Source organism: Bowmanella pacifica (assembly GCF_014645355.1).
In the GTDB taxonomy this organism is placed as follows: Bacteria; Pseudomonadota; Gammaproteobacteria; order Enterobacterales; family Alteromonadaceae; genus Bowmanella; species Bowmanella pacifica.
Genome location: NZ_BMLS01000003.1, coordinates 110,057 through 134,855 on the forward strand (window position 1 = coordinate 110,057; position 24,799 = coordinate 134,855).

Here is a 24,799-nt window from a genome sequence, read left to right on the forward strand (position 1 = left end):
GTAGGGGAATAAGCGCCCTGTTGCTCTACTTGTGCTTATCCTTGGGCGCAGGACTATAGCGCCTGGGCGCACTGCGACGCGGCAGGTGGATAAAGTTTAACTGGTGACGGCGCGCCCAATCCACGGTCAGTGCGGTGGGAGCAGACAATGTCACCAAGGTGCTAATGCCGGCCCGAATGGCCTTTTGCACTAACTCCAGGCTGCCGCGACTGGTTAGTACCACCATACCATCCTTAGCTGAAAGGTTTTGCCGTAGCAGGGCGCCAATCAGTTTATCCAGGGCATTGTGACGGCCAATATCTTCCCGGCATAGTTGAATATTTCCTTCGCTATCCAGATACAGCGCAGCATGCATAGCCCCCGAGCTTTTTGTGGCGTGTTGAACCTCGGCAATCTTATCTCTAAGCCCGACAAAACATTCCATGGGCGGTAGTGGCTGGGGTGTTAATAAAGGTAGCGTTGGTAGGGCCTGGGCTAAGGCCTCAACACCACATAAACCACAACTGCCGGTGCCGGACATTTGGCGTCGGTGTTTTTTCAGTGCCCAAAATGCCCGACTGGCAAGTTCTACCTCAGCAACCGCCGACTCAGTGCCTGGCTGTATGTTAATGGCATAGATTTGTCCGGCAGCATCAATAATGCCGCTGGTAAAGCTAAAGCCCACCACAAAGTCCTCTAGATCTTGTGGCGACACCATCATCACCGCCTGACTGATGCCGTTGTAGCTGATGGCCAGGGCAATTTCTGCCGCCAGGGGAGACTGGCCGCAGTCTTTATTGCTAATTTCTTCCCCATGTAGTTCCTGGAAACTATAGGATTCGGCTTGCCTTGATGTATTGGTAAAATCCTGCGCAGACATATCTCACTCAAAAGACCAGTTTGGCCAGAAACTGAAAAACCTGACTAGGTGCTGTTTTTCGCTTGGGGCGTATAACGTCACTGACTTGATTCACTGTGGTGACTTTCCAGTGACCTCGGCCCACTGAGCTGGGGTGTTTATATTACGCAGAGCCGGGGTTAAATACGGCGGGCAGGGTAGAGCGATGGCATGAAGATGATGCAGTAATGCACTTACCCGTCCTTGCCCTTGTGTGGCGAGTAAGTGTTGTAAAAAGTCTCTGGCGGTTTGGGTTACCGGCAGATACATGGGTAAATAACAGTCTTTAAAATAACAGGCGCTGGCCTGGGCCTGGCCTTTATTTACCAGGTATTGCAATAACTCGGGGCTGGCAAAAGGCATATCCACAGGCAGCACTATTAAACTATCGCCTATGGCCTGATGCATCAAAGCTGCGTAGATACCGCCAAGTGGGCCGGCATCTGGGTAAATATCGTTAAGGAAGCCAGGCTGATTACGGCTAATCAAGACCTTAGTACAGCCACTTTGCAGCAGTATCTCTTCAGCCTGTTCTAATAATGACTTGCCATCAAAGGTTAAAAGCGCCTTATCCTGCTGCATACGGCTTGATCTGCCCCCAGCCAGTACCAACCCAACTACCATTTCTGCTCCTGGTTTGCTGACAAAACCGCTTATGGGTTTTTAGGCCACAGTCTCTACTATTTTGTCTCGATTCGCATCTCTCATTTACAAGGCCGTTTAATATTGGAGATATAACGCATTAATTTAGTACGGACTAATACCTCACATTCGCTATAGGGATATTTTGATTCTGTTACCTATTTCAAATATAGGCTGTGTAGCGAGACTACCTACTCATAGCAGGAAAGCAAAAAAGTGTGACAGGTCACATATGGTGACCATTGGTATCGCATCATCAAAAGAGGCAAGCCAAGTCGTACCGCCAAGATTGGACGTATTACCGTCAGCGCAAGGATCTGATGGAATACGCTATCAACATTGACATCCGGCCTTGTGAAAAAGCATCCAGCAACGTCATCCCGATGTTTAGAGTGTTAGAAGCCAAGCCAGCACAGATTCCTGACTGGGCGTTTACCAGTAACGTGATTCATTATTCGGCAATGGGGGCTGCATGAGCATTGATTTACAACAGGTGGAGATTCAACTCGAGAGAATGCTTATGTGGGCTCACGCTTTATTGGGTATGTCTCATGACTACAAAGTTCTGTGTGAATCGGAGCTATTTGATTCGGCTTTTAGAGAATGTGCGAAAGCTAACATGAAGCAAGTTGAGAGCCTTTATGCTGAGATGGCCACGCGATTTCCTGACTTGCCAAGCTTGGATGACATGTTGGTTTGCGCTGAGATACAAGACGAAGAGCCATAAGTTTAGATAATCCATACTTGGCTGTGGTGATGGCCAAGCCATCCCAACATTCACTCACATCAAGTGCAGTACAACGTACTGCAGGTTCACCTTAATTCTGGGTGACATGTCACGTTGATATAGCGCATCTGTCTACGGTCAGCAGCTGGCATTTTTGCCAGATGCTGACCATCAATGGATGCCTAAACACCTCCCATTCCCACAATGCTTAAGTTCCTATAATGTATATTATGTTAAATAGCATTTGTTGCTAAATATGGTCTCTCCTTTATGCAGGTGTTTACTTCGTTTTTGCCCTCTTTGGATATTTGGGTGTTTTTGTTTGTTTGCTTATCCAGGTTTATGGAAAAGGATTAATGCAGATGGCCTGCTAGCTTGGCTACCAATTGGTGGGATTTGTTCTGGCGTCGCTACGTGAAATCTGCGCGTTTTTGGCTGGCATTACCTTGCAGATTTCACCACAGTGCGTTGTTGGAATGTGCGCTTTTGCTGTGCTTAATGCTGATTGCTTGATATGAACTTGCGTTAGTTTAGCTAATGCAAACTGGCCATCCGTGGCCATCTATTTTGCCTGAATTTTCGCTGCTATTACTGGCCTTTAATGTTCTGCATAAAGTCTTCGCAAGCCTGGTCGCGGTGTTTATCGCTTCGCTGTTTTGCTGCTTTACAGGCCAGCCAGCCATGGCCAAAAGCATGCTCTAACTGACTGTAAAAATAGCGTTGGCTACTGGGTCTTAGTTTAAGTTTGGCTTGCAGCAGCTGGCCCTGATCCTGGGTACTGAGTCCGCTTGGCAATTCGGCTACCGCTTGCTTGTCGCTTTCTAGATCTTCTTCCGGGTCCAGCAAATATTCTAAAACCAGGTCGTAGTTATCCCCATCTAGCCCCGCCTTCGCCGCAAAGGCTCTAAGCCTGTCCAGGGTTTCGGCCTTAATGGTTAAGCTGGTGAGATTGCTTAAATGGCGCTGTTTGTACTTACGCCACTTGGCATTTAGGCGTTTATAGCAATCCGCCACAATGCTGTGCTTTAGTAGCTGCATGGCCTCACTGGCCGTTAGCTGAGTAAAATCCGGCAAAACAGTATCTGGCTCAATCATATCCACCGGCTTAATGGCTTTTTCAATTAGCCCGCTTTGCACAAACTGTTGCCAGAGTGCTTGGTTGGTATCCTGGGTGGATGAATTTAATGTGTTTTGATTTGAACTCAATCTCGTGACCTGTCACAAATGAAATGCATACACCCAACTCTATTCGAGTTATTGGTTGGTTGTAATATCGGTGTTGTGACAGGTCACGACAGATTCGCTCATCGACCTGTCGAGGGACCTAGTTGGTTTCGCTTACCATTGATGTCAAGCAGCTGTTTATTCAAGTATGTAATCAGCAAAGCTTTCAACACTGTTGAACACTTTTATAGTTTTACTTTCACATTCTGCCGCTGCATTAATTAACCAGTCATAGGCCATTCGTTTATAACCACTGCCTCCCAGTAAAATATACAGGCACAAGGTTCGGGAGATAACTTAAGTGATTCAAGGAAAAACGGGAATTTCATATCTACAGAACCACTCGTCCTTTGCGAATGAACCTCTATCCTGATTGCCCTAGTCTTGGATGGTTAATTACAAAGGCACTGTGACGATTTGCGCCATATAGGTCTTTGAAAGAGTTATTTTTTATGTATGTCCAAGCAGACTCCAAATTTGGACTCTCGTTATAGCCACAATGGACAAGCGTTTCCTCAACTTCTATACAGAATTTTGTATTAGACTCATGTGCCGCGTCGTGTCGACTTAATCCAGGGCCTTCTGGCAATTCAAAAAATGCTAGTTGTTCTTTCATCTATTAGTTCTTTAATCTGATTCGGTTTATTGATGCTTGTACCCAGGGGCAATAGCCAAATTCTCAGCGCCATACAGGCTTTGCTGATTTTCCAGCCAGAGTTGGTATTCCCCTCCCCTTAGGCTGGCGTTTTCGGTGCAATCCACATTCCAGCGCCTGAGGAGATAACCTGCCAGGGCGGCGCGTACGTTAAGTTCCAGTGCGCCGTTTTGCATGCCGTAGTCCAGCTCAATGGCGGTCGGGTGTTTAACATTATGCGGATGAGGCACCAATTTGATTGGCATCTGGCGCTGCCACTGATGATCTTCGCTTTGTTCTTCATTAGGCTGCGGGGCTTTGTCTAACAGTGTCACTGAGCTTAAGCGGGTCAGCACAAAGTCCCGAAAGGTCTGGGTTTTACGGTCAAAACCACGCACATGCCAGCGCAGGCCGTTATCGATAATGCTATGCGGTACTATTTCCCGGGCCGCAGAACCGCTGGACAGCGAGGTGTAGATCACCTTGACCGCCCTGCCATTTAAAATCGCCTGAATAATACGCGCCACCACAAAAATATCCGGCACATTAAGCTGGCTGGGCGCTTCGACCGGAAAGCTGAGTTCGCCAATGGCGTCAAAACCGTCGCTGATATCGGCGGCAAGCTTGGCCAGGGTCTTTTTGGCGTCATGGGCAAACAAGGGTTTAAAGCCCGGGGTTTGAAAATACTGCTTTAAACGGGTGTCGTAGTGGATATTGCTGGGAGCCAGCTCTTTATACAGATTAAAGTCGCGGGTGCCGGCAGATAAGCCCACCTCAAAGCGGTTAATCAGATCCTGGCGGGTCAGATGGCCCTTAAATAACAGCACAAAGTCAATATAGGCCAGACGCTGGCGCTGGGCAAAAGGAATGTCCTTTAAGTTCATGTAACACCTTGATTAGGCTTTTATACTTTTCGAGTGTGCTTTATTTTGAATTGGATAACAAGGCGTATTTTTACGCGTTTTTTTGGCAAGCCCGGCATGGCGCTTCTATGCTCAAGTGAGCCATGTTTTATCTTACTTAGACAGCGGTCATCTTGGTGGCAACAAGTTGATCCTTAAGGGCCGCCCGTTAATTGGTGCGCGTTTTTGCCCAAGCTTGTCAGCGAAAAGGAGTTGCCATGAAAAAGCCGACACGGAGTGCGTTAGTCAAATCCCCCGGAGTCTATATCAAGGAGATCGCCTCACCGCTCGTTGTGAGGGGGGTAGCAACCAGTATCCCGGCCTTTGTCGGCTATACCCGCAAGTGCAGTTGTGATGGGCAGACATGGTTAAATCAAGCGGTGAAAATAAGCAGCTTTCAGGATTTTGTTGCCCATTTTGGTGATAGCCGCCCACCTTATTTTTACTTTCAATCAGAGCCGCAGGCTGACAACAGCGCACAGGTAAGCTCGACTCAACCCAGTGTGCTGCCCTGTGCCGACAGTCGCTATTATCTGGCTCAGGCGGTAAAGCTGTTTTTTCAAAATGGCGGTCAGCAGGCTTATATTGTCAGTGTGGGCGAATATGCGAAAAGCTCTGAGCAACGACTGGGGAGTCAACCCAATCGCCATATTCAGCTTCAAGCACTGATGCAGGGGCTGGCTGCGCTTAAACTCTGCCCTGAGCCTAGCTTGTATTTATGCCCCGACGCTATTGGCTTAAATGACACGGATTATAGCCATCTGGTACAAGCTATGCTGGCACAGGCCGGCGATCTGGACTCTGCCTTTTGTTTATTGGATGTACCAGGCGCTGATTTTGCTGAGCATAACCCACTTGACGCACTGTCCAGTCGTTTTCGCCAACTGGTGGGGTATCGGCACCTTAGTTACGGTGCTGCTTACTTGCCCTTTATCAATACCGCGCTCTTTGGTCAGGATGATATTACCTATCTGCAGCTTCAGGGGGGTAACAGTAAAGGGCTGAATGATTGGCTAAATCCTGATGGAGAGCCAAAGCTAGAGGCTCTGATAGCTAAGCTCCCCTATGCCAAAAAGTCCGAGCAGCTTACTTATCATCATGCTCTGTTAGCCCTAAGCCCGATTTATCGACATTGCATTGAACAGGCTTGTCAATGGGCTAATTTGCAACCTGCCAGTGGGGCCGTTTGTGGTTGTTATAGTCAACAGGATGCAGAGTATGGGGTATGGAAAGCACCGGCCAATATCGCGCTACGTCACGTTGTTGACCTGCCAGTGAACATCAGCAATGACCAGCAAGATGGTCTGAACATTGATGCCGCCAGTGGTATTTCTATTAACGCACTGCGGGTCTTCATTGGTCAGGGCGTGTTAATTTGGGGGGCACGCACCATGGCGGGCAACTCAGAATGGCGCTATGTTCCGGTCAGACGCACCGCCATTTTTATCAAGCAAAGCCTGCAAACAGCACTTAATGCCATGGCCTTTGAACATAATGATGCCCATACCTGGATAGCCGCTCGCGATATGACCAGCGACTTTCTGCAACGTTTGTGGCGTCAGGGTGGGCTATGCGGAGCTAAGGCAGAGGATGCTTATTTTGTCAGGGTGGGGCTTGGCCAAACCATGACCGCCAAGGATATTCTCGACAAGCGCTTGGTGGTACAAGTGGGTTTGGCGCTGACCCGCCCCGCAGAGTTTGTTGTGATCAAACTAGAGCAACAACTGGCCGATTAGTTGATTGTGTAACGAAATCAACATTTGGACTGGGTTTTCAGGGTAAGCACAATATCGCGGTTGTCCAGATCCTGAATCTGTAGATTGGACTCCAGTTGCGGACAATCGCGCTGCTCGTCTAAATGGGCAATAAGGGTATCAATAGCCTCGGCATATTGCAGCGGGATACGTTTTACCAGGGTTTTGCCGCGTTTTGCTGGCCGCCCTGCCCCTGGCCTGGCACCGCCTCGGGGGGCTTTTTGTTCCAGCCAATCGAGCTGAATTTCTTTTCGAATCGGTCGTCGCATCCGGTTGATTCCGTTACATAATCATGATTTTACTAACCTGCTATTAATCATGAATTATGTAACAAAATCAACCTTTTCTCAGCCGATGCCAATACGCCATTTTGTTACAGAATCAAACCTAATCCTGGGGCGGCACTCTTACCCAGCCTTCCATCAACACCCGAGCGCTGCGACTCATAATGGCTTTAGTGACCTGCCACTGGCCATCTGTCTGTTGGGCCTGAGCACCAACGCGCAACGTTCCCGACGGATGCCCAAACACTACATTTTGTCTTGCTCCGCCGCCGGCGGCCAGATTCACCAGGGTACCAGATATAGCCGCCGCTGTGCCGATAGCCACGGCTGCCGTTCCCATCATGGCATGATGCAGTTTGCCCATAGATAACGCCCGTACCAGTAGGTCGATATCTTTGGCATGCACAGCCTTGCCGCTGGACGCCATGTAGTTTAGCGGGGGCGCAACAAAGGCAATCTTAGGTGTATGTGCACGGGTTGCCGCTTCACTAATGTGGCTAATTAAGCCCATTTTCAGTGCGCCATAGGCACGAATTAACTCGAAACGCGCCAGGGCTGCCTGGTCAGCATTAATGTCATCTTGCAATTCCATACCGGTATAGCCGATATCTTTGGCGTTGACGAAAATAGTGGGAATGCCGGCATTGATAAGGGTTGCCGGAAAACTGCCTACCTCGGGCACTTCCAGGGTGTCCACCAGATTACCGGTGGGAAACATTGCCCCGCCCTCACCGTCTTCATCGGCGGCCGGATCCAAAAACTCAATTTGCACTTCGGCGGCGGGAAAGGTCACACCATCGAGTTCAAAGTCACCGGTCTCCTGTACCTCACCTGCGGTAATAGGCACATGGGCGATAATGGTTTTTTGAATATTAGCCTGCCAAATACGAACGATGCAGTGCCCATCTAGCGGGATCCGACTGCTATCCACCAAACCGTTACTTATGGCAAAGGCGCCGACCGCAGCGGTTAAGTTGCCGCAGTTACCGCTCCAATCAATAAAAGGCTTATCAATGGCAACCTGACCAAACAAATAATCCACATCGTGATCGGCCTTACTGCTTTTACTTAAGATAACCGTTTTAGACGTGGATGACGTGGCTCCGCCCATACCGTCGGTATGTTTGGCGTATGGGTCCGGACTGCCAATAACCCGCAGCAAAATCGCATCCCGAGCCGCGCCCGCTACCTGCGCCGCCTCAGGCAAATCATCCAGCTTAAAAAACACGCCCTTAGAGGTACCGCCACGCATATAGGTGGCCGGAATACGAATCTGAGGTTTGAACATAAATCTTCTCCAATAATGCAGTGATGCTAACTGGCGGTACCTCTGTTGCCCAAGGAAGGGCAACCAAGCATGGCAATGCTTGCGAGCAAAGGAAAATCACATTTTCCTGCTGCGACGGGTTTGAATTTAAGGAGAAATTCAAACCTAAAAGAGCGCCATCCGCCACGTAGATAGGTAACAGGAGCACAAGTCTGAGATTTAAACATTGCCATCTCCCACAGTAACCATCTTAATGGGCTAAACCCATTCAGAATAAAGGCTGGCGCGGTGTTTTCCACTGCGCCAGCTACCTAAATTATGGTTACGCGTCACCTTCTGCTTCCAGGAAATCCTGGGCAAAACGCTGCAATACGCCACCGGCTTCATAGATAGACACCTCTTCGGCGGTATCCAATCGACACTTCACCGACACGCTCTGTGACTGGCCATTCTGACGATGGATGAGCAGGGTCAGGATAGCGCCAGGTTCACGTTGACCTTGTACATCAAAGGTTTCGGTGCCATCAATGCCCAGGGTGTTGCGGTTAGTACCAGGCAAAAATTCCAGCGGCAATACACCCATACCAATCAGATTGGTGCGGTGAATACGCTCAAAGCCTTCGGCCACAATGACTTCCACACCGGCCAAACGTACCCCTTTGGCGGCCCAATCACGGGATGAGCCTTGCCCATAGTCAGCCCCGGCAATAATGCACAGCGGTTGTTTACGTTGCATGTAAGTTTCGATGGCCTCCCACATGCGGGTAACTTGCCCTTCTGGTTCTATGCGCGCCAAGGAACCTTGTCTGACCTTGCCAGCATCGTCTTTGACCATTTCGTTAAACAGTTTGGGGTTGGCAAAAGTCGCACGCTGAGCAGTCAGGTGATCGCCCCTGTGGGTGGCGTAGGAGTTAAAGTCTTCCTCCGGCAAGCCCATCTTGGCCAGATATTCCCCGGCGGCGCTATCCAGCAATATGGCATTGGATGGCGATAAGTGGTCGGTGGTGATGTTATCGCCAAGTACCGCCAGCGGGCGCATACCAGACAAGCTGCGCTCACCCGCCAGCGCCCCTTCCCAGTATGGTGGGCGACGAATATAAGTGCTCATTTCACGCCAGTTATACAGCGGGTCGATATGACTGCCATAATCCACAGTTAAATCGAACATGGGGTCGTAGACCTTACGGAAATGTTCGGGTTTCACCGAGGTGGCGATAACCGCATCAATCTCTTCATCCGTGGGCCAGATATCTTTGAGGGTAACCGGATTACCCTGGTCATCGACACCCAGCGGGTCCTTTTCAATATCAAAACGCACCGAACCGGCAATGGCATAAGCAATGACCAGGGGCGGTGAAGCTAAAAATGCTTGTTTGGCATAAGGGTGAATACGGCCATCAAAGTTACGGTTGCCCGACAGTACCGCAGTAGCATAGAGATCCCGGTCGATAATTTCCTGCTGAATAACCGGATCCAGCGCACCGCTCATGCCATTACAGGTGGTACAGGCAAAAGCCACAATACCAAAGCCAAGCTTTTCCAGCTCTGGCAATAGCCCGGCTTCTTCCAGATAAAGCTGGACGGCCTTTGAGCCCGGGGCCAATGAGGTTTTCACCCAGGGTTTTCTGAGCAAACCTTTAGCGTTGGCATTGCGGGCCAATAAACCGGCGGCAATCACGTTGCGTGGATTACTGGTATTAGTACAACTGGTGATGGCCGCGATAATAACCGCGCCATCAGGCATCTGCCCTGGTTGTTCCTGATAGTCCGCGGCAATGCCTTTGGCGGACAGATCTGCGGTGGCCACCCGGGCATGAGGATTAGACGGCCCGGCCATATTGCGCACCACAGATGAAAGGTCAAACTTAAGCACCCGCTCGTACTCAGCACCTTGCATTTGATCGGCCCAAAGACCGGTGGCCTTGGCATAGTTTTCTACCAGGCTCACCTGCTTGTCTTCACGACCAGTTAAGCGCAGATAATCTATGGTTTGTTTGTCGATATAGAACATGGCTGCCGTGGCACCGTATTCTGGAGTCATATTGGAAATGGTGGCACGATCGCCCAGAGTCAAACTGGATGCGCCCTCGCCGAAGAACTCCAGATAGGCACCGACCACTTTTTCCTTACGCAGAAACTCGGTAATGGCCAGCACGATGTCGGTGGCGGTAATGCCGGGGTGAGGCTTACCGGTCAGTTCTACACCGACAATATCGGGCAAACGCATCCAGGAGGCACGGCCCAGCATCACGCTTTCTGCCTCTAACCCGCCCACACCAATGGCAATGACCCCAAGCGCATCTACATGGGGAGTGTGGCTGTCTGTGCCGACGCAGGTATCGGGAAAGGCCACACCGTCTTTTACCTGAATAACCGGTGACATTTTCTCCAGGTTGATCTGGTGCATAATGCCGTTGCCTGGTGGGATCACGTCAACGTTTTTAAACGCGGTTTTGGTCCAGTTAATAAAATGGAAACGATCGTCGTTACGTCTGTCTTCAATGGCGCGGTTTTTGGCAAAGGCGTCTTTTTCAAAACCAGCATGTTCCACCGCCAAACTGTGATCCACAATCAGCTGGGTTGGTACCACGGGATTCACCTTGGCCGGATCGCCGCCTTTATCGGCAATGGCATCACGCAAGCCGGCCAGGTCAACCAACGCGGTTTGCCCCAGAATGTCATGGCAAACTACCCGCGCCGGAAACCAGGGAAAGTCCAACTCCCGCTTACGGTGGATCAACTGGCCAAGAAAGTCGTTCAGTTTGGCAGGCTCGGCGCGCCTGACCAGGTTTTCGGCCAATACTTTGGCGGTATAGGGCAATTTGGCATAGGCGCCGGGTTCAATGGTATCTACCGCGGCCTGGGTATCAAAATATTCCAGGTTGGTACCCGTCAGAGATTTTTTAAATTCGGTATTCATAAATGCACCACAGAGTCACAGCGCAGAGGAATTGAGAATGGTGAAGCTGGTCTTATCCCCGCGCGCTGAGGTTATTTGCTGCTTCTTTGCCACCGAAAACTGAGGGCAGTAGATACCGTTTGGCTCTTTGCCGCCCCCCGTTTCGGTGACGCTAGTTAACTTAACGCTGCGCGATGGGCGTAACTTTGCGCAGTTCTTCCCCGGTATATTCAGCCGAAGGACGAATAATACGGTTATCTGCCCGTTGCTCCATCACATGCGCGGCCCAGCCAGTCAGGCGCGACATCACAAAAATGGGTGTAAATAACTTAGTGGGAATGCCCATAAAGTGATACGCCGAGGCATGGAAGAAGTCGGCATTACAGAAGAGTTTCTTCTCGCGCCACATCACTTCTTCGCAACGAACCGAGACCGGATATAACACCTTGTCACCCACATCATCGGCGAGTCTGGCTGCCCAGGCTTTGATAATGCCGTTGCGTGGGTCAGACTCAGAATAGATAGCATGGCCAAAGCCCATGATTTTCTCTTTGCGGGCCAGCTTGCCCATCATTTCCTGTTCGGCATGCTCGGCAGAGGTGAAGCCTTCTATCATCTCCATGGCTGCCTCATTGGCACCGCCATGCAGTGGCCCACGCAGCGAGCCGATTGCACCTGTGATACATGAATGCATATCAGACAAGGTGGACGCGCAAACGCGGGCGGTAAAGGTGGAGGCATTAAACTCATGCTCCGCGTACAAGATCAGCGAAACATGCATTACCTGTTCATGCAGGCTCTTAGGTGCTTCGCCATGTAAAAGATGCAGGAAGTGGCCGCCAATGCTGTCGTCTTCGGTTTCTACGTCAATACGCACACCATCGTGGCTGAAACGATACCAATAGCAAATAATGCTGGGGAAACAGGCTAGCATGCGCTCAGTGGCGGCTTGCTGCTGAGAAAAATCCTGTTCCATTTCCAGGTTACCCAACATTGAACAACCCGTACGCAGCACATCCATGGGATGGGCATCGGCAGGAATACGTTCCAATACGTCTTTTAATGCCTGTGGCAGACCACGCAAGGCTTTGAGTTTTGCCTTGTATGCATCTAGCTCTGCCTGGTTGGGCAGTTTGCCTTGCAGGATCAAATAGGCCACTTCTTCAAACTGACAATGTTCGGCCAGATCCTTGACGTCATAGCCACGGTAGGTCAGGCCAGAGCCGGATTTGCCTACGGTTGAAAGGGCGGTTTTTCCTGCTACCTGGCCGCGCAGGCCGGCGCCGGACAATACTTTACCTTGTGCCATTGGTCATTCTCCTGATCGTATAGGGTTCGTAAGTTATTATTTATTAAATATAGAAATGCCGTGTTTATATGACGAAGGTATGACGGCATGTCTGAAAGCCTGCCCCATCAACCGCACGCGGCCGATGGAGGCAGAAGATTATTTGTTCTTACCTTCAGCAAAGAGTGCGTCCAGTTTCTGCTCATAATCGTGATAACCCAGGTAATCATACAGCTCCATACGGGTTTGCATGGTGTCCAGTACATTACGCTGATGGCCATCAGCAAGCAGATGACGATAGACATTCTCGGCCGCTTTATTCATGGCTCTGAAGGCTGATAAGGGGTAAAGCACCATATCCGCGCCCCACTCTGCCAACTGCTCTTTGCTCCACAGTTCGGTTTTACCAAACTCGGTCATATTGGCCAGAATAGGTACATTCAACGCCTGACTGAATTCGCGATAATGGGCTTCGGTTTGGATAGCCTCGGCAAAGATGCCATCTGCACCGGCCTCAACATAGGCTTTGGCTCTGGCGATAGCAGCATCCAGACCTTCAATGGCAAAAGCGTCGGTACGGGCCATGATAAAGAAGTCTTCATCGGTGCGAGCATCCACCGCTGCTTTAATGCGATCCTGCATCTCTTCCACCGACACCACTTCTTTATTAGGGCGGTGACCGCAGCGCTTTTGCGCTACCTGATCTTCCATATGCACGGCGGCCGCGCCGGCTTTTTGCATATCTTTAACAGTTTTAGCGATGTTAAATGCACCGCCCCAGCCGGTGTCTATGTCCACCAGCAGTGGCACATCGGTGGCTGATGTAATGCGCTGTACATCCACCAGCACATCATTGAGTGAGGTCATACCCAGATCCGGCAGGCCATAAGAGGCATTGGCTACCCCGCCACCGGACAGATAAATGGCCTGGTGGCCAATTTTTTCGGCCATCATTGCGGTATACGCATTAATGGTACCGACAATTTGCAGAGGCTTGTTGTTGATCAGCGCCTGACGAAATTTCTTACCTGCACTCATGCTTGTTGTCTCCTGTTGCTGCCGGCCTCATCAGCCAGCTTTTGCTCAATGTTCTTTCTTGAATAGGTAATGTGGCGACGCATTAGCATCTCGGCCAACTCCTCGTCTCGATTACTGATGGCCTGCACTATATGGCGATGCTCATCGAAGGCCGTCGTGACGCGCGGGCCAGCCATGCCGAGTTGTACCCGGTACATACGCACTAAATGATAGATGCCGTTGGTTAGCATATTAGTTAAATGCTGATTTTTGCTGCCTTGAATAATGCGGTAGTGAAAATCCACATCACCGGCTTCCTGATAATAGGACTCGCCGCCCTTCACTTCCTGAAAATGTTGATTAAGTAAGGCATTCAGGCCTTCTATTTCCTGGTCGGTCATATTTCTGGCCGCCAAGCGCGCCGCCATGCCTTCTAATGCCTCCCTGACTTCATAGAGTTCTATGAGTCCTTGCGCCGTTAATGCCACAACCCTGGCTCCCACGTTGGCTTTACGCTCAACCAAACGGCAGGACTCCAGGCGATTAATGGCTTCACGGATCACGGCCCGGCTGACCGCGTACTTTGTCGACAATTCGGTTTCGCTTAGTTTTGTACCTGAAGGGATGACACCTTCAACAATGTCTCTGCGAAGCAGGAAAAATGTCTTATCTGCAGAGGTAATAGGTTGTTCACTGAGCATTTGCACTAAATTTGCTACGCTAGATACCGATGGAAAGTGTCGACAATATAGCCATCAAAATGCAGAAGATCAAATAAAAATCGGCAGATTGTCGACAATGGTCTAATAAGAGTGATCACGGCAGGGCAAAATAAGACGCCATGACACCTAGCGGGTCAATGCCATGGATTTGATCTGGGCATGGAGCCGCTGACCTTGATGTAGCTGTAAATGCTCAGCGGAACGCAGGCTGATTTTTGCCCACAGTGGCCCCGCATCACTGTGTAGCCTCACCAACATGCCGTCTTCCTGGTTGAGCATATTGTCCACCACCGCCGGTACAATATTGAGAATGCTGGAATCCTGATGGGCAGACAAACTCAGGCTGACATCCCTGGCCTGCACTTGTAAGCGCACCGGCGTACCGGGCTTAAGTGCGCTGTCGGCCAGCCACAAACGGGCTTTATGACATTGCACGCTAACCAGCTTCCAATGGGGATGTGTTTGGCTAACCTGGGCCGGTAGAATACTAAAAGGATGTTGAGGATCGCTAAAACCTAGTGCGTCACCCACTTCACTGATGGTCCCCTGAGCTTTAACTCTGCCTTTATGCAACATCACCACCTCATCGGCCAGTTTGCTGAGCTCAGAAACAGAATGGGTCACGTACAGCACCGGGATGGCTATTTCTCCGGCCAGGGCCTGAAGGTATGGCAGAATATCCTGCTTGCGGGCCTCATCCAGCGCTGCCAAGGGTTCATCCATTAAAAGTACACTAGGATTGATAAGCAGCGCGCGGGCGATAGCAATGCGCTGACGCTCTCCACCGGATAATTGATGAGGAAACTGCTTCAACAAATGGCCAATGCCCAGTAATTCAATCATATCTGATACCTGGGGTGCTTTTCCCGGCCAGGCACGCTTAATGGCGTAGTCCAGATTCCCCTGGGCGCTTAAATGGGGAAACAGGCTGGCTTCCTGAAAAACGTAACCAACCGGACGCTTATGTACCGCCAGGCATTGTTTGCCTTGTTGCCAGTATTGCCCGGCAACTTTCAATATGGCGCTATGGCAAGGCTGCAATCCGGCAATAAATCTCAGGAGCGTGGTTTTACCTGAGCCTGAAGGGCCAAATATGCCGGTAAATCCCTGGCCCGGCATCTGCGAAGACAGCGCCAGTCGAAAACCACTACTGAGGGGTAAGTCCAGCTCAATTTCAATCTGGCTCACGGCGCGCCCCCACTGTTGATTTTGTTGCCGTTAGGCTGTAAAGCGCCAAAAGCACCACAAAAGAAAACACCAGCATAGCGGCCGACAACCAATGTGCCTGGGTATAGTTTAAGGCCTCTACATGGTCATAGATTTGTACCGACACCAGGCGAGTTTCTTGTGGGATGTTGCCACCTATCATCAGTACAACACCAAATTCCCCTACTGTGTGGGCGAAGCCCAGCACCGCCGCCGTTAAAAACCCGCTTTTGCATAAGGGTAACACCACGGTGAAAAAGCGCTGCCAGGGACCCGCTCTTAACGTTGCGGCCACTTCCAGCGGCCTGGAACCAATAGCGCTCATGGCGTTATATAAAGGCTGCACGACAAAAGGCAGTGAGTAACACACTGAACCTACCACCAACCCCCAGAATGTAAAAGGCAACAAACCTATGCCCAAGGCCTGAGTAAATTGTCCGATGGGGCCATGAGGGCCCATGACCACTAATAAATAAAAACCAATGACAGTAGGTGGTAGCACTAAGGGTAACGCCACCACGGCCGCAACAGGCCCTTTTAGCCAACTGCGGGTTTGGCTTAACCACCAGGCAATTGGCGTACCAATACATAACAGAATCAAGGTCACCATGCTGGCCAGCTTAACCGTTAGCCAAATAGCGCTGATATCTCCCTGACTAAAGGCCATCAGTGCCGTCAACAGGTAACGCGTAACCATAAGAAAGGATAACCGCCTGAGATTCAGCACCCTGAAAGTGGGCTAAGAAACGCTTAACGGCGCTCTTTTGGGCACTCTTTTTCATGACCACCCGGTCTTGGCGAATCGGCGGGTGAAGCGCGGCAGGCACTATCCATAGGTTGGTATCTGCAGTGTCTTTTTCTGTTAATAGTTGCGATAACGCCACAAACCCCAAGTCTGCATTACCGCTTTGCACAAACTGAAAGGTCTGGGCGATGTTTTCCCCTCTTACCCATTTGCTTTGTGTTATCTCGTGCAGGCCTAAGTTTTCTAGTACCGCAACGGCCGCACTGCCGTAAGGCGCTAACTTGGGATTGGCCAGCGCCAGTTTACGAAAGTGCCCTTTTTCAAGCTGCTGACGAACATCAGCCTCAGGGTTGACCGACCACAGCGCCAATGAACCAACCGCGTAAGTACGCATGCTGCCTGGCTCGGCAAGGCCGGCTTTCATGAGGGCTTGCGGTTTAGCCTGGTCGGCACTAAAAAAAATATCAAACGGCGCTCCATGGCGTATTTGTGCTACAAACTTTCCGGAGGCACCGACACTCATCCTCACCTGCTCGCCAGTTTTATCTTGATAGTCTTGGATAATGATCTGCATGGGGGCGGTAAAATTCGCCGCAACCGCCAGATTCAGCGGCTCACACATTGCGGGAAAAGACATCAGGGCGAGCATGCCCATCCACCTAGTTTTCATGATAACTCCTTAATAACGCTCCCAGCATAGCAGCTTAACCGTTTGAAGCAGATAAGCTTTTTATGTATCCAGTGATGTCACATTAGTTACATCTGCGCTTGCTAGGGTTGCCTACCTTATTAAGTCATGTTCTGAGAGTGCAGTGAACAGCCTAACCAACCTGATCTCGCCAACACGTGCGATGGCGGAATATTCCAAACTCAGCCTGTTCTTTATTGTCCTGATGATAGCCACATCAGGCTACTTCCTGTATTGGGGATTTGGCTATACCCAGCAGAGTTACCCCTTGTTGTTTGTTCTGGCTACCCTGTTTGGGCTGTTTATGGCATTTAACATTGGGGGGAATGATGTAGCCAATTCCTTTGGAACCAGCGTTGGGGCTGGCACTCTCACCATAAAACAAGCGCTCTTTATTGCCGCCATTTTTGAGGTAAGCGGTGCTGTTATCGCTGGCGGTCAGGTCACCGAAACGATCCGCAAAGGCATTGTGGATATGAGCCAATTGCATATGGAGCCCATGCAGTTTGTTTACATTATGATGTCCGCTTTGCTTGCGGCAGCGCTTTGGTTGTTATTTGCCTCTAAACGCGGCTACCCGGTATCAACCACTCATGCCATTATCGGCGGCATAGTAGGCAGCTCCATTACCTTAGGCTTTATTTTGAATGGCAGTGAGTCGGCCTTTTCACTGGTGCACTGGCAACAGGTGGGGGGCATTGCTGTTTCCTGGGTACTGTCGCCTTTGTTAGGTGGCCTTGTATCCTATCTGCTCTATGCGGCGATTAAAAAGCATGTTTTGCACTACAACGATGAAGCAGAAAGCCGTCTCAAACAAATCAAAAAGGAAAAGAAGCAGTTAAAAGTCAAACATAAACAGGCATTTGAGCGCTTGAGTGAATTGCAACAGATTGCCTATACCGGGGCTATGGCCAGAGATGCCCATGTTTATGTGGAAGGCGACTTTGGCCCGGATGAGCTGGAATCAGACTATTATCGCAGCCTGCACGAAATCGATCAGAAAAAACAGGACGTTGTCGCGCACAGAGCGTTAGAACAGTGGGTTCCCCTGATTGCCGCGTTGGGGGCCATGGTCATTTCTGCCATGTTGCTATTTAAAGGCCTGAAGCATATGAATCTGGGCCTGACCACCTTACACAATTACCTGATTATGCTGATGATCGGCGCCGTGGTGTGGATGGCGACCTTTATTTACGCCAAAACCTTAAAAGGCGGTTCGTTGTCGCAGTCCACCTATCTGATGTTCAGTTGGATGCAGGTATTTACCGCGTCTGGCTTTGCGTTTAGCCATGGCTCTAATGATATTGCCAATGCCATCGGGCCTTTCGCGGCTATTTTGGATGTGCTACGTACCGGGGAGATAGGCGCCACCGCCGCCGTGCCCACAGTGGCGATGATTTGCTTTGGCATCGCTCTGATCGTGGGTTTATGGTTTATTGGTAAAGAAGTGATTCAAACCGTAGGACATAACCTCACCCGAATGCACCCGGCGTCGGGCTTTTCGGCCGAACTGGCCGCTGCCGCCGTGGTGATGATTGCCTCACTGATGGGGCTACCCGTCTCCAGTACACACATCCTGATTGGTGCCGTACTGGGCATTGGCCTGGTGAACCGTCAAACCAATTGGGAGCTGATGAAGCCCATTGGTCTTGCCTGGATTATCACCTTGCCCGCCGCCGCTATACTCAGTGCAATGTGCTTTTTGGTGCTGCGCAACTTGTTCTAGTGTTTCTGGCAGCCCGGCTGGGCTGCCCCTCTGCGCTATTTAACTCTTCAAACGCCGCATCTATTAACGCATTGCGGTTAGCAGACATGTCTCAAACCTAGCGTTTACTCTTAGCTAAATAAACATTTAGTTATTTATTTGATGCCTTTAATTCCTTTTTGGAATATTCAAGCCTATTCAGGACTTGGACTGAGATCAGTATCTTGACTAGAGTCAAATGGACACACAAAAACAACATACGCAGGAGCGATTATGCACATCTCCACACTTGCAACTCATGTCGGCCGGTTACTGGGCTCAGGATTACTTTCGGTACCTTTACTTGCACTAGGCAGCCAAACTGCCGTGGCGCAAGAGGGTGCCAATGAACAAAACGAACAACTGGAACAAATTATTGTTACGGGTACCAGACGTAGCGACCGTACTGTGGCGCAAAGTAATGTGCCCATTGATATTCTGGATGCGGATCAACTCACCTCTTCCGGACAACTGGAGGTCAGTCAGTTACTGACCAATCTGGCCCCGAGTTTTAACTATCCCCATGCTACCGTTACTGACGGTACTGACCACGCCCGTCCCGCTGTATTGCGAGGGCTTGCGCCCGACCACACGCTGGTTCTAATCAATGGTAAACGCCGTCATGCCGGGGCACTGCTTAATCTGAACGGCTCGGTGGGGCGTGGCTCCAGCGCGGTGGATATGAATATGATCCCCGCGGCGTCGATAAAGCGGATTGAAATACTGCGCGATGGTGCGGCCTCTCAATATGGCTCTGATGCCATCGCAGGGGTAATTAACATTGTACTCAAAGATAGCGCAGAAGATGGCGCTGTTACCCTGACCTACGGTCAGCATGAAACCCAAATGGCCGGCGTACCTCAGTTAACCGGCGTGTCCGATAACGGTAATGGCGGCCTGGCCTTTAGCACAGGTGAAGATCGCAAACGTAGCGACGGAGAGACCTGGAATCTGTCCGTCAACAAGGGCTTTAACCTTAATGACGAAGGTTTTATCAACCTCACCTACGAATACCGAGATCGCGAACCTACCAACCGTTCAGGCTTTGATCCCCGTCGCCAGTATGCGTTGCAAACTGATGGCAGCTTTGATCCTAGGGAATTTGATATTGACCGCTACAATCACAGATTCGGTAAGGCGGCCCTTGAAGAGCATAGTTTAATTGCCAATGGCGGTTACTCGCTGGGAGATGTGGAACTATACGGCTATGCCAGCTACGGCCTGCGTGATGGGGAAAGTGGTGGCTTTTATCGTCGTGCCAGTGACAGCCGCAACGTACCCGCCATTTATCCTGATGGTTTTCTGCCCTATATCGTCTCAGATATAGAGGATTTCGGTGGCACTTTTGGTGCCAAAGGTCTGGCTGGAGAATGGCAATGGGATGCCAGCCTGACTCATGGCTGGGACAGCTTTAATTTTAATGTGGAAAACAGTCTGAATACCTCGCTGGGTGCAGACAGCCCCACCCGCTTTGATGCAGGCACACTGGAATACACACAGAGTCTGTTAAACCTGGATTTTTCTCGCTATTACACCCCAAACTGGTTGCCTGACAGTCTACTGGTTGCTGTCGGGGCGGAATACCGCAAAGAGAACTATGAGATTAAAGCCGGTGAGGAAGCGTCCTATCTGACCGTATTGGATAGCAACGGCAATCCGGTGGCCGCCGGTGGCTCACAGGTGTTCCCCGGCTTTTCGCCGCTCAGTGCCACGGATCGCAGCCGCCACAACTGGTCGCTGTATGTAGACCTGGACACGAATCTGACCGAGCGCTGGAACATCGCGTTGGCAACCCGCTTTGAGGATTACAGTGACTTTGGCTCCGATCTTTCCGGTAAACTGGCCAGCCGCTATCAGTTAACCGACGGCTTGGCCGTACGTGGTTCTGTCAGCAACGGTTTTCGTGCTCCAAGCCTAGCCCAATCAGCCTTTACCACAGTCAGCACACAATTTGTAAATGGGGTGCCTTTTGAAGTCGGTACCTATACCGCTGATCATCCTGCCGCTATAGCACTGGGCTCACAACCCTTGCAGGAAGAGCAATCGTTAAGCCGCTCCGTGGGGGTAACCTACCAGGCCGGCAACCTGAGTTTGACGCTCGACTGGTATCGCATTGATATCGATGATCGCATCGTACTGAGTGAAAGTCTCAGCGGCCCTGAAGTCATTCAAATTCTCAACGCCGCAGGGATAAACGGAGTACAACAAGTCCGTTACTTTACCAATGCCATTGATACTCGTACCCGCGGTGTCGATGTGACCGCTAGTTATAACCTGCCGTTAGCCGACTATGGCAGCTTGAATCTGACTGCAGCCTATAACCGCAACGACACAGAGGTAGAGCGCATTGCGCCCAACCCGCCGCAATTGGATGCGTTAGATCCTGAGCAATATACCTTGTTTGGCCGTTTGGAAACGACAAGGTTTGAGGAAGGAACACCTGATTCCAAGCTGAACCTTGCCGCCACCTGGCAATATGATCGTACCAAGGTCACCTTACGTGCAGTGCGCTATGGCGAGGTAGTGGATGCCGGTAGTACGGAAGCCAATGATGAAGTGCTGGATGCAAAATGGATCACCGACATTGATGTGGCTTATGAGCTGACGGACAACTGGCAAGTGGCCGTTGGTGCCAACAACCTGTTTGACCAGTATCCCCGCGATACCATCAGTACCAGAGGACAAACGGATTTTAACCAAATATTCCCTTACTCTGGATTCTCGGCGTACAGCATTGATGGTCGCTATTGGTATGCTAAAGCCACCTATCGATTCTAACCGCTAATAGCAGAGCGCTGAATCTAGCGCTCTGCTCCTTTCTTCAAGGCAGTTGGATCAGTTTTTCAAACCCACCCCAAAACATGCGCATACCATCAAAAGGTAAGTTGTTGGGGTCCATCATGTCGCTTAAACGGGGATCGGACATCACTAACTCGTTAATTCTGTCTCTGTCCGCCCGCGATTTGTAGGTGATCCAGGCAAAAATCACCGTCTCATTGTCTTTCAGATCCACTGCCTGCGGAAACGATGTCACCTTCCCTCCTTGCACATCCTCAGCCACCCACTCACGGTAAGCCAATGCACCATGCTCTATCCAGATGTTACCTGCCCTAAGTGCAGATTCCCGGTAACTCTCCAGCTTGTCTTTAGGGACCGGGAGTACGAAGCCGTCTACGTAGTTTTCCATTTTTGCTCTCCTGACTGCGGGCTGCCCCGCCTGTTGTTATCCATTCCCTTTGAGTCGATAACACAACTCAGCGGGCTACCTGCATCTATTAAATGCGTCAGATATGGTCGTATTAACAAAGCAGACTTCGACAGTATTGCCAGATTTAAGGAAAAAAAGGCCAACTCAAGTTGACCTTTTCGCAAGACTAAGGGCAGCGAATTAGGGCTAAGCCGCTCCTCAAAAAAGTAACGCCTAAACCTAGCGACAAATTCATTTTGTAACAACAGCTTATGAACCGCAAAATATAAGCAGAAAGGGCCATGCTGGTACACAGGTTCTGCTATGATAGCGAACAGGGAATGCGTTGTGGGTAACCATAAATTGCGAGCAACAATCAGACTATTCTGGCGCATAATTGCTATTTGCCTGGTGGGTGTAGGGCTGTTAGGTGTGGTGCTGCCCGGTCTGCCCACTGTGGTATTTTTGCTTATGGCCGCTTGGTGTGCGGGTAAGGGATGGCCAGCACTGGAAGACTGGCTGCTCAATCACCCTCATTGGGGCTTGTCTATCCGCAATTGGCGTGTGTATGGCGCAGTGCCGCGTAAAGCCAAGGTACTGGCCAGTATTATGATGAGTATGAGCCTGATCTTACTATGGCTGTCAGCCATACATTTATACTGGCAATTCGCGCTTACCCTGGTGCTTGCCAGTGTTCTGCTTTGGTTGTGGCTGCGTCCCGAACTTAGCCAGGAAAACTAAGCCTACGAACTTTTCACTAGGCTCAGCGATTATCTTAATTTCCTTTGATTTAGATTAATTTCCGCGCGCTAGAGCTGGGCTAACCTTGACATTGTAAGGTTCGGAGCCCGTTTCATGAACAAATTCATTACCCATTATTTCAGTGCTAACCAGCAACGTCTGGAGCTTTTATATATTGCTTTTCGAAAGCACAAAAATCGCGACCCCGAATGGGCCAAGCGCTTATTTCTGTTGTTCAGTTGCGGACTGGAACAGCAAATAGCATGGAATCAAGCACTTCTGTTTCCGGTATTGCAGGCTCATAACGACTCTCAGCTTAATGAACTTATTCATAAAGCCATTGACGAGCATCAGCAAATTAAAGATCAGGTAAGTTGGGTGTTTAACCTAACCGAAAAAGGTCTGGAAAGTCATGATGATGAGCAGCGGCTGGAGTACCTGCTGTCTGATCACTTTGAGAATCAGGAATTTAACTTGTACCCCGCCTGTGACAAGTTATTCGATGTTAATGCTGTTACCCATCTGATTGAACAGTTAGCGTCTTACAACCAAACTGCCAGTCAATAACTTTTTGTTGCAGAATCAACACATAAGCTTTTGATTCTGCAACATGACCTCTATTATTCTATGTTTCCTTTGTCGCTACGGGTCTGATTATTGATGGATTTCATTTGGGTATTATTCGCCTTCGTGTGTGGTCTGGGTGTGAAGGTGCTGAATCTTCCACCCCTGATAGGTTTTCTGGCGGCCGGATTCTTACTGAACTTTATTGGTGTTAAGCCCACTGAAAGCCTGGAAGCACTCGCGAACCTGGGCATTACCCTAATGCTCTTTACCATCGGCTTAAAACTCAACGTGAAAGACTTACTCAAACGTGAAGTGTGGTTTGGCACGGGTGTACATATGCTGGTCTGGACAGGTTTTGTAGCCAGCTTCGCTATGTTATTGGCCAGTGTATCTCTGGCTTACTTTGCCGTATTGGATTGGCAAACCGCAGCCTTACTGGGCTTCGCTTTAAGTTTTTCCAGTACGGTATGTATCGTTAAACTGCTGGAAGAAGCAGGAGAAATGAAAACCCGCCACGGCAAACTGGCCATTGGCGTGCTGGTTATGCAAGATATTCTGGCGGTACTGTTTCTGGTACTGGCCACAGGTAAAACCCCTTCTATTTATGCCTTTGCCCTGCTCGGTCTGTTACTGGTTAAACCCATACTAAAGCGCATTGTGCAGCTATCGGGCCACGGCGAATTATTACCCCTGACCGGATTTTTCCTCGCCTTGGGTGGTTATGAATTATTTAACCTGGTAGGTATTAAAGGTGATCTCGGCGCCCTGGTAATGGGGATCTTAATGAGCAGTCACGTCAAAGCGTCAGAGATGAACAAGGCGTTGATGAGTTTTAAAGACCTTTTCCTAATCGGCTTTTTCCTCTCGATTGGATTTACTGCGCTGCCGGATTTGCAAATGGTTGGCCTGGCACTACTACTCTGCTTGCTACTGCCAATCAAATTTATCATGTTCTTCTTCTTGTTTACCGGTCTGCGCTTGCGTGGACGTACCGCCTATTTGGCCGGGCTGGCGCTAAGCAATTTCAGTGAGTTTGGCCTGATTGTCATTGCACTTTGTGTCGATGCTGCCTGGATGAGTAAAGAGTGGCTGGTGATCCTCGCGCTGGCGGTATCTTTCTCCTTTATTCTGACCAGTGTTATCTATCGCTACTCTCACGCCGGTTACAGTCGCTACCAAAAACTGATCAAAGGCTATGAAAAATCCCGCCGTTTGGCCGAGGATATATATGAACAACCCCAGCATGCCAGAGTGCTAGTGGTAGGTATGGGCCGGGTAGGTAAAGGCGCATTTTTAGCGTTGCGTGATGTCCTGGGCAATCAGGTTTGGGGCATGGATGCAGACCGAGACAGGATTGAGCGACAAAAAGGCCTAAATTTGCAGGTTATTCTGGGAGACGGTGAAGATGCGGACTTGTGGGACAATATGGATTTTTCCGATGTTGAGTTGATATTACTGGCGCTGCCTTCCACGGAAGATATTCGCCATATTCATGACCAGTTGCGCAAAGCTGGTTATAAGGCGCAGTTGGCGGCAATCGCCCGCTATGAAGATGAACGTCTGGAACTACTGCACTATGGTATTGACCATGTGTTTAACTTCTACACCGAAGCGGGGACAGGTTTTGCTGAGGAAAGCTTGCTGCTGCTGGAAAAGCCTGCCTGAGTTTCGCTGACAGTAACTG

23 protein-coding genes are annotated in these 24,799 nt (G+C 50.1%); 8 read left to right on the top strand and 15 right to left on the bottom strand.

The window, feature by feature from the left end; genetic code table 11:
* Positions 1-25: 25 nt before the first annotated feature.
* Together fdhD and mobA are read right to left on the bottom strand one after the other, a co-directional pair.
* Entirely contained in the window at positions 26-859 is an 834-nt protein-coding gene (gene fdhD, locus IEX02_RS10530; RefSeq protein WP_188694460.1) for a formate dehydrogenase accessory sulfurtransferase FdhD, read from the bottom strand.
* A 90-nt stretch (positions 860-949) separates the two neighbouring features.
* Positions 950-1,501 carry a molybdenum cofactor guanylyltransferase gene (mobA, locus tag IEX02_RS10535; protein ID WP_188694464.1) on the bottom strand — a complete coding sequence of 184 codons (552 nt, stop codon included), beginning with the start codon at positions 1,499-1,501 and terminating at the stop codon, positions 950-952.
* A 260-nt stretch (positions 1,502-1,761) separates the two neighbouring features.
* Between mobA and IEX02_RS10540 the strand changes: the two genes are divergently transcribed.
* Both IEX02_RS10540 and IEX02_RS10545 read left to right on the top strand, forming a co-directional pair.
* The gene (locus IEX02_RS10540) at positions 1,762-1,995 is read left to right on the top strand and encodes a phage/plasmid replication protein, II/X family (protein ID WP_188694466.1); all 234 of its coding nucleotides are present in this window, start codon (positions 1,762-1,764) and stop codon (positions 1,993-1,995) included.
* Entirely contained in the window at positions 1,992-2,246 is a 255-nt protein-coding gene (locus IEX02_RS10545) for a hypothetical protein (protein ID WP_188694469.1), read from the top strand. Before IEX02_RS10540 ends, IEX02_RS10545 begins: the two co-directional genes overlap by 4 nt.
* A gap of 588 nt (positions 2,247-2,834) precedes the next feature.
* On the opposite strand, the gene IEX02_RS10550 is transcribed toward IEX02_RS10545, so the two are convergent.
* From IEX02_RS10550 to IEX02_RS10555, 3 genes are all read right to left on the bottom strand, one after another.
* Positions 2,835-3,452 carry a hypothetical protein gene (locus tag IEX02_RS10550; RefSeq protein WP_188694472.1) on the bottom strand — a complete coding sequence of 206 codons (618 nt, stop codon included), beginning with the start codon at positions 3,450-3,452 and terminating at the stop codon, positions 2,835-2,837.
* Positions 3,453-3,691: 239 nt separating this feature from the next.
* Positions 3,692-3,844 (bottom strand): hypothetical protein, encoded by a 153-nt coding sequence (locus IEX02_RS20585; protein ID WP_373285002.1) that lies wholly within the window; start codon positions 3,842-3,844, stop codon positions 3,692-3,694.
* 268 nt (positions 3,845-4,112) lie between these two features.
* Complete coding sequence (locus tag IEX02_RS10555) at positions 4,113-4,988, bottom strand: helix-turn-helix transcriptional regulator (RefSeq protein ID WP_188694476.1); 876 nt, start codon at positions 4,986-4,988, stop codon at positions 4,113-4,115.
* A 236-nt stretch (positions 4,989-5,224) separates the two neighbouring features.
* Here IEX02_RS10555 and IEX02_RS10560 point away from each other — a divergent pair, with 236 nt between their 5' ends.
* Positions 5,225-6,742, top strand: coding sequence for a phage tail sheath family protein (locus IEX02_RS10560; RefSeq protein ID WP_188694479.1), 1,518 nt, complete (start codon positions 5,225-5,227; stop codon positions 6,740-6,742).
* Between the two features lie 17 nt (positions 6,743-6,759).
* Here the strand turns inward: IEX02_RS10560 and IEX02_RS10565 are convergent, their stop codons facing one another.
* The 9 genes from IEX02_RS10565 to modA all read right to left on the bottom strand — a co-directional run bounded on the left by IEX02_RS10565 (position 6,760) and on the right by modA (position 16,858).
* The gene (locus IEX02_RS10565) at positions 6,760-7,029 is read right to left on the bottom strand and encodes a hypothetical protein (protein ID WP_188694482.1); all 270 of its coding nucleotides are present in this window, start codon (positions 7,027-7,029) and stop codon (positions 6,760-6,762) included.
* Between the two features lie 118 nt (positions 7,030-7,147).
* Positions 7,148-8,332: a 2-methylaconitate cis-trans isomerase PrpF gene (gene prpF / locus IEX02_RS10570; protein WP_188694484.1), complete on the bottom strand. Its 1,185-nt coding sequence runs from the start codon at positions 8,330-8,332 to the stop codon at positions 7,148-7,150.
* A gap of 301 nt (positions 8,333-8,633) precedes the next feature.
* Positions 8,634-11,231 (bottom strand): Fe/S-dependent 2-methylisocitrate dehydratase AcnD, encoded by a 2,598-nt coding sequence (gene acnD / locus IEX02_RS10575; RefSeq protein WP_188694486.1) that lies wholly within the window; start codon positions 11,229-11,231, stop codon positions 8,634-8,636.
* Between the two features lie 160 nt (positions 11,232-11,391).
* Complete coding sequence (prpC, locus tag IEX02_RS10580; RefSeq protein ID WP_188694489.1) at positions 11,392-12,519, bottom strand: bifunctional 2-methylcitrate synthase/citrate synthase; 1,128 nt, start codon at positions 12,517-12,519, stop codon at positions 11,392-11,394.
* Positions 12,520-12,657: 138 nt separating this feature from the next.
* Complete coding sequence (gene prpB, locus IEX02_RS10585) at positions 12,658-13,536, bottom strand: methylisocitrate lyase (protein ID WP_188694490.1); 879 nt, start codon at positions 13,534-13,536, stop codon at positions 12,658-12,660.
* A complete protein-coding gene (locus IEX02_RS10590; protein ID WP_188694493.1) occupies positions 13,533-14,222 on the bottom strand; it encodes a GntR family transcriptional regulator in 690 nt (229 codons plus the stop codon). Before IEX02_RS10590 ends, prpB begins: the two co-directional genes overlap by 4 nt.
* Before the next feature lie 141 nt (positions 14,223-14,363).
* A complete protein-coding gene (gene modC, locus IEX02_RS10595) occupies positions 14,364-15,425 on the bottom strand; it encodes a molybdenum ABC transporter ATP-binding protein (RefSeq protein WP_229702183.1) in 1,062 nt (353 codons plus the stop codon).
* Positions 15,412-16,110 carry a molybdate ABC transporter permease subunit gene (gene modB / locus IEX02_RS10600; protein WP_188695664.1) on the bottom strand — a complete coding sequence of 233 codons (699 nt, stop codon included), beginning with the start codon at positions 16,108-16,110 and terminating at the stop codon, positions 15,412-15,414. The genes modC and modB overlap by 14 nt, the downstream gene beginning before the upstream one ends.
* A complete protein-coding gene (gene modA, locus IEX02_RS10605) occupies positions 16,100-16,858 on the bottom strand; it encodes a molybdate ABC transporter substrate-binding protein (RefSeq protein WP_229702184.1) in 759 nt (252 codons plus the stop codon). The genes modB and modA overlap by 11 nt, the downstream gene beginning before the upstream one ends.
* A gap of 142 nt (positions 16,859-17,000) precedes the next feature.
* Between modA and IEX02_RS10610 the strand changes: the two genes are divergently transcribed.
* Together IEX02_RS10610 and IEX02_RS10615 are read left to right on the top strand one after the other, a co-directional pair.
* Positions 17,001-18,602: an inorganic phosphate transporter gene (locus tag IEX02_RS10610; RefSeq protein WP_229702185.1), complete on the top strand. Its 1,602-nt coding sequence runs from the start codon at positions 17,001-17,003 to the stop codon at positions 18,600-18,602.
* A gap of 252 nt (positions 18,603-18,854) precedes the next feature.
* A complete protein-coding gene (locus tag IEX02_RS10615; protein WP_188694496.1) occupies positions 18,855-21,398 on the top strand; it encodes a TonB-dependent receptor plug domain-containing protein in 2,544 nt (847 codons plus the stop codon).
* Between the two features lie 43 nt (positions 21,399-21,441).
* Here IEX02_RS10615 and IEX02_RS10620 read toward each other — a convergent pair whose 3' ends face one another.
* Complete coding sequence (locus IEX02_RS10620; protein WP_188694499.1) at positions 21,442-21,807, bottom strand: DUF1428 domain-containing protein; 366 nt, start codon at positions 21,805-21,807, stop codon at positions 21,442-21,444.
* 348 nt (positions 21,808-22,155) lie between these two features.
* Between IEX02_RS10620 and IEX02_RS10625 the strand changes: the two genes are divergently transcribed.
* The 3 genes from IEX02_RS10625 to IEX02_RS10635 all read left to right on the top strand — a co-directional run bounded on the left by IEX02_RS10625 (position 22,156) and on the right by IEX02_RS10635 (position 24,780).
* Positions 22,156-22,548, top strand: coding sequence for a YbaN family protein (locus IEX02_RS10625; protein ID WP_229702186.1), 393 nt, complete (start codon positions 22,156-22,158; stop codon positions 22,546-22,548).
* A 114-nt stretch (positions 22,549-22,662) separates the two neighbouring features.
* On the top strand, positions 22,663-23,115 hold the full coding sequence (locus tag IEX02_RS10630) for a hypothetical protein (protein ID WP_188694505.1): 453 nt from the start codon (positions 22,663-22,665) through the stop codon (positions 23,113-23,115).
* Positions 23,116-23,208: 93 nt separating this feature from the next.
* Positions 23,209-24,780, top strand: coding sequence for a cation:proton antiporter domain-containing protein (locus tag IEX02_RS10635; RefSeq protein WP_188694508.1), 1,572 nt, complete (start codon positions 23,209-23,211; stop codon positions 24,778-24,780).
* The last annotated feature ends 19 nt before the right edge of the window (positions 24,781-24,799 follow it).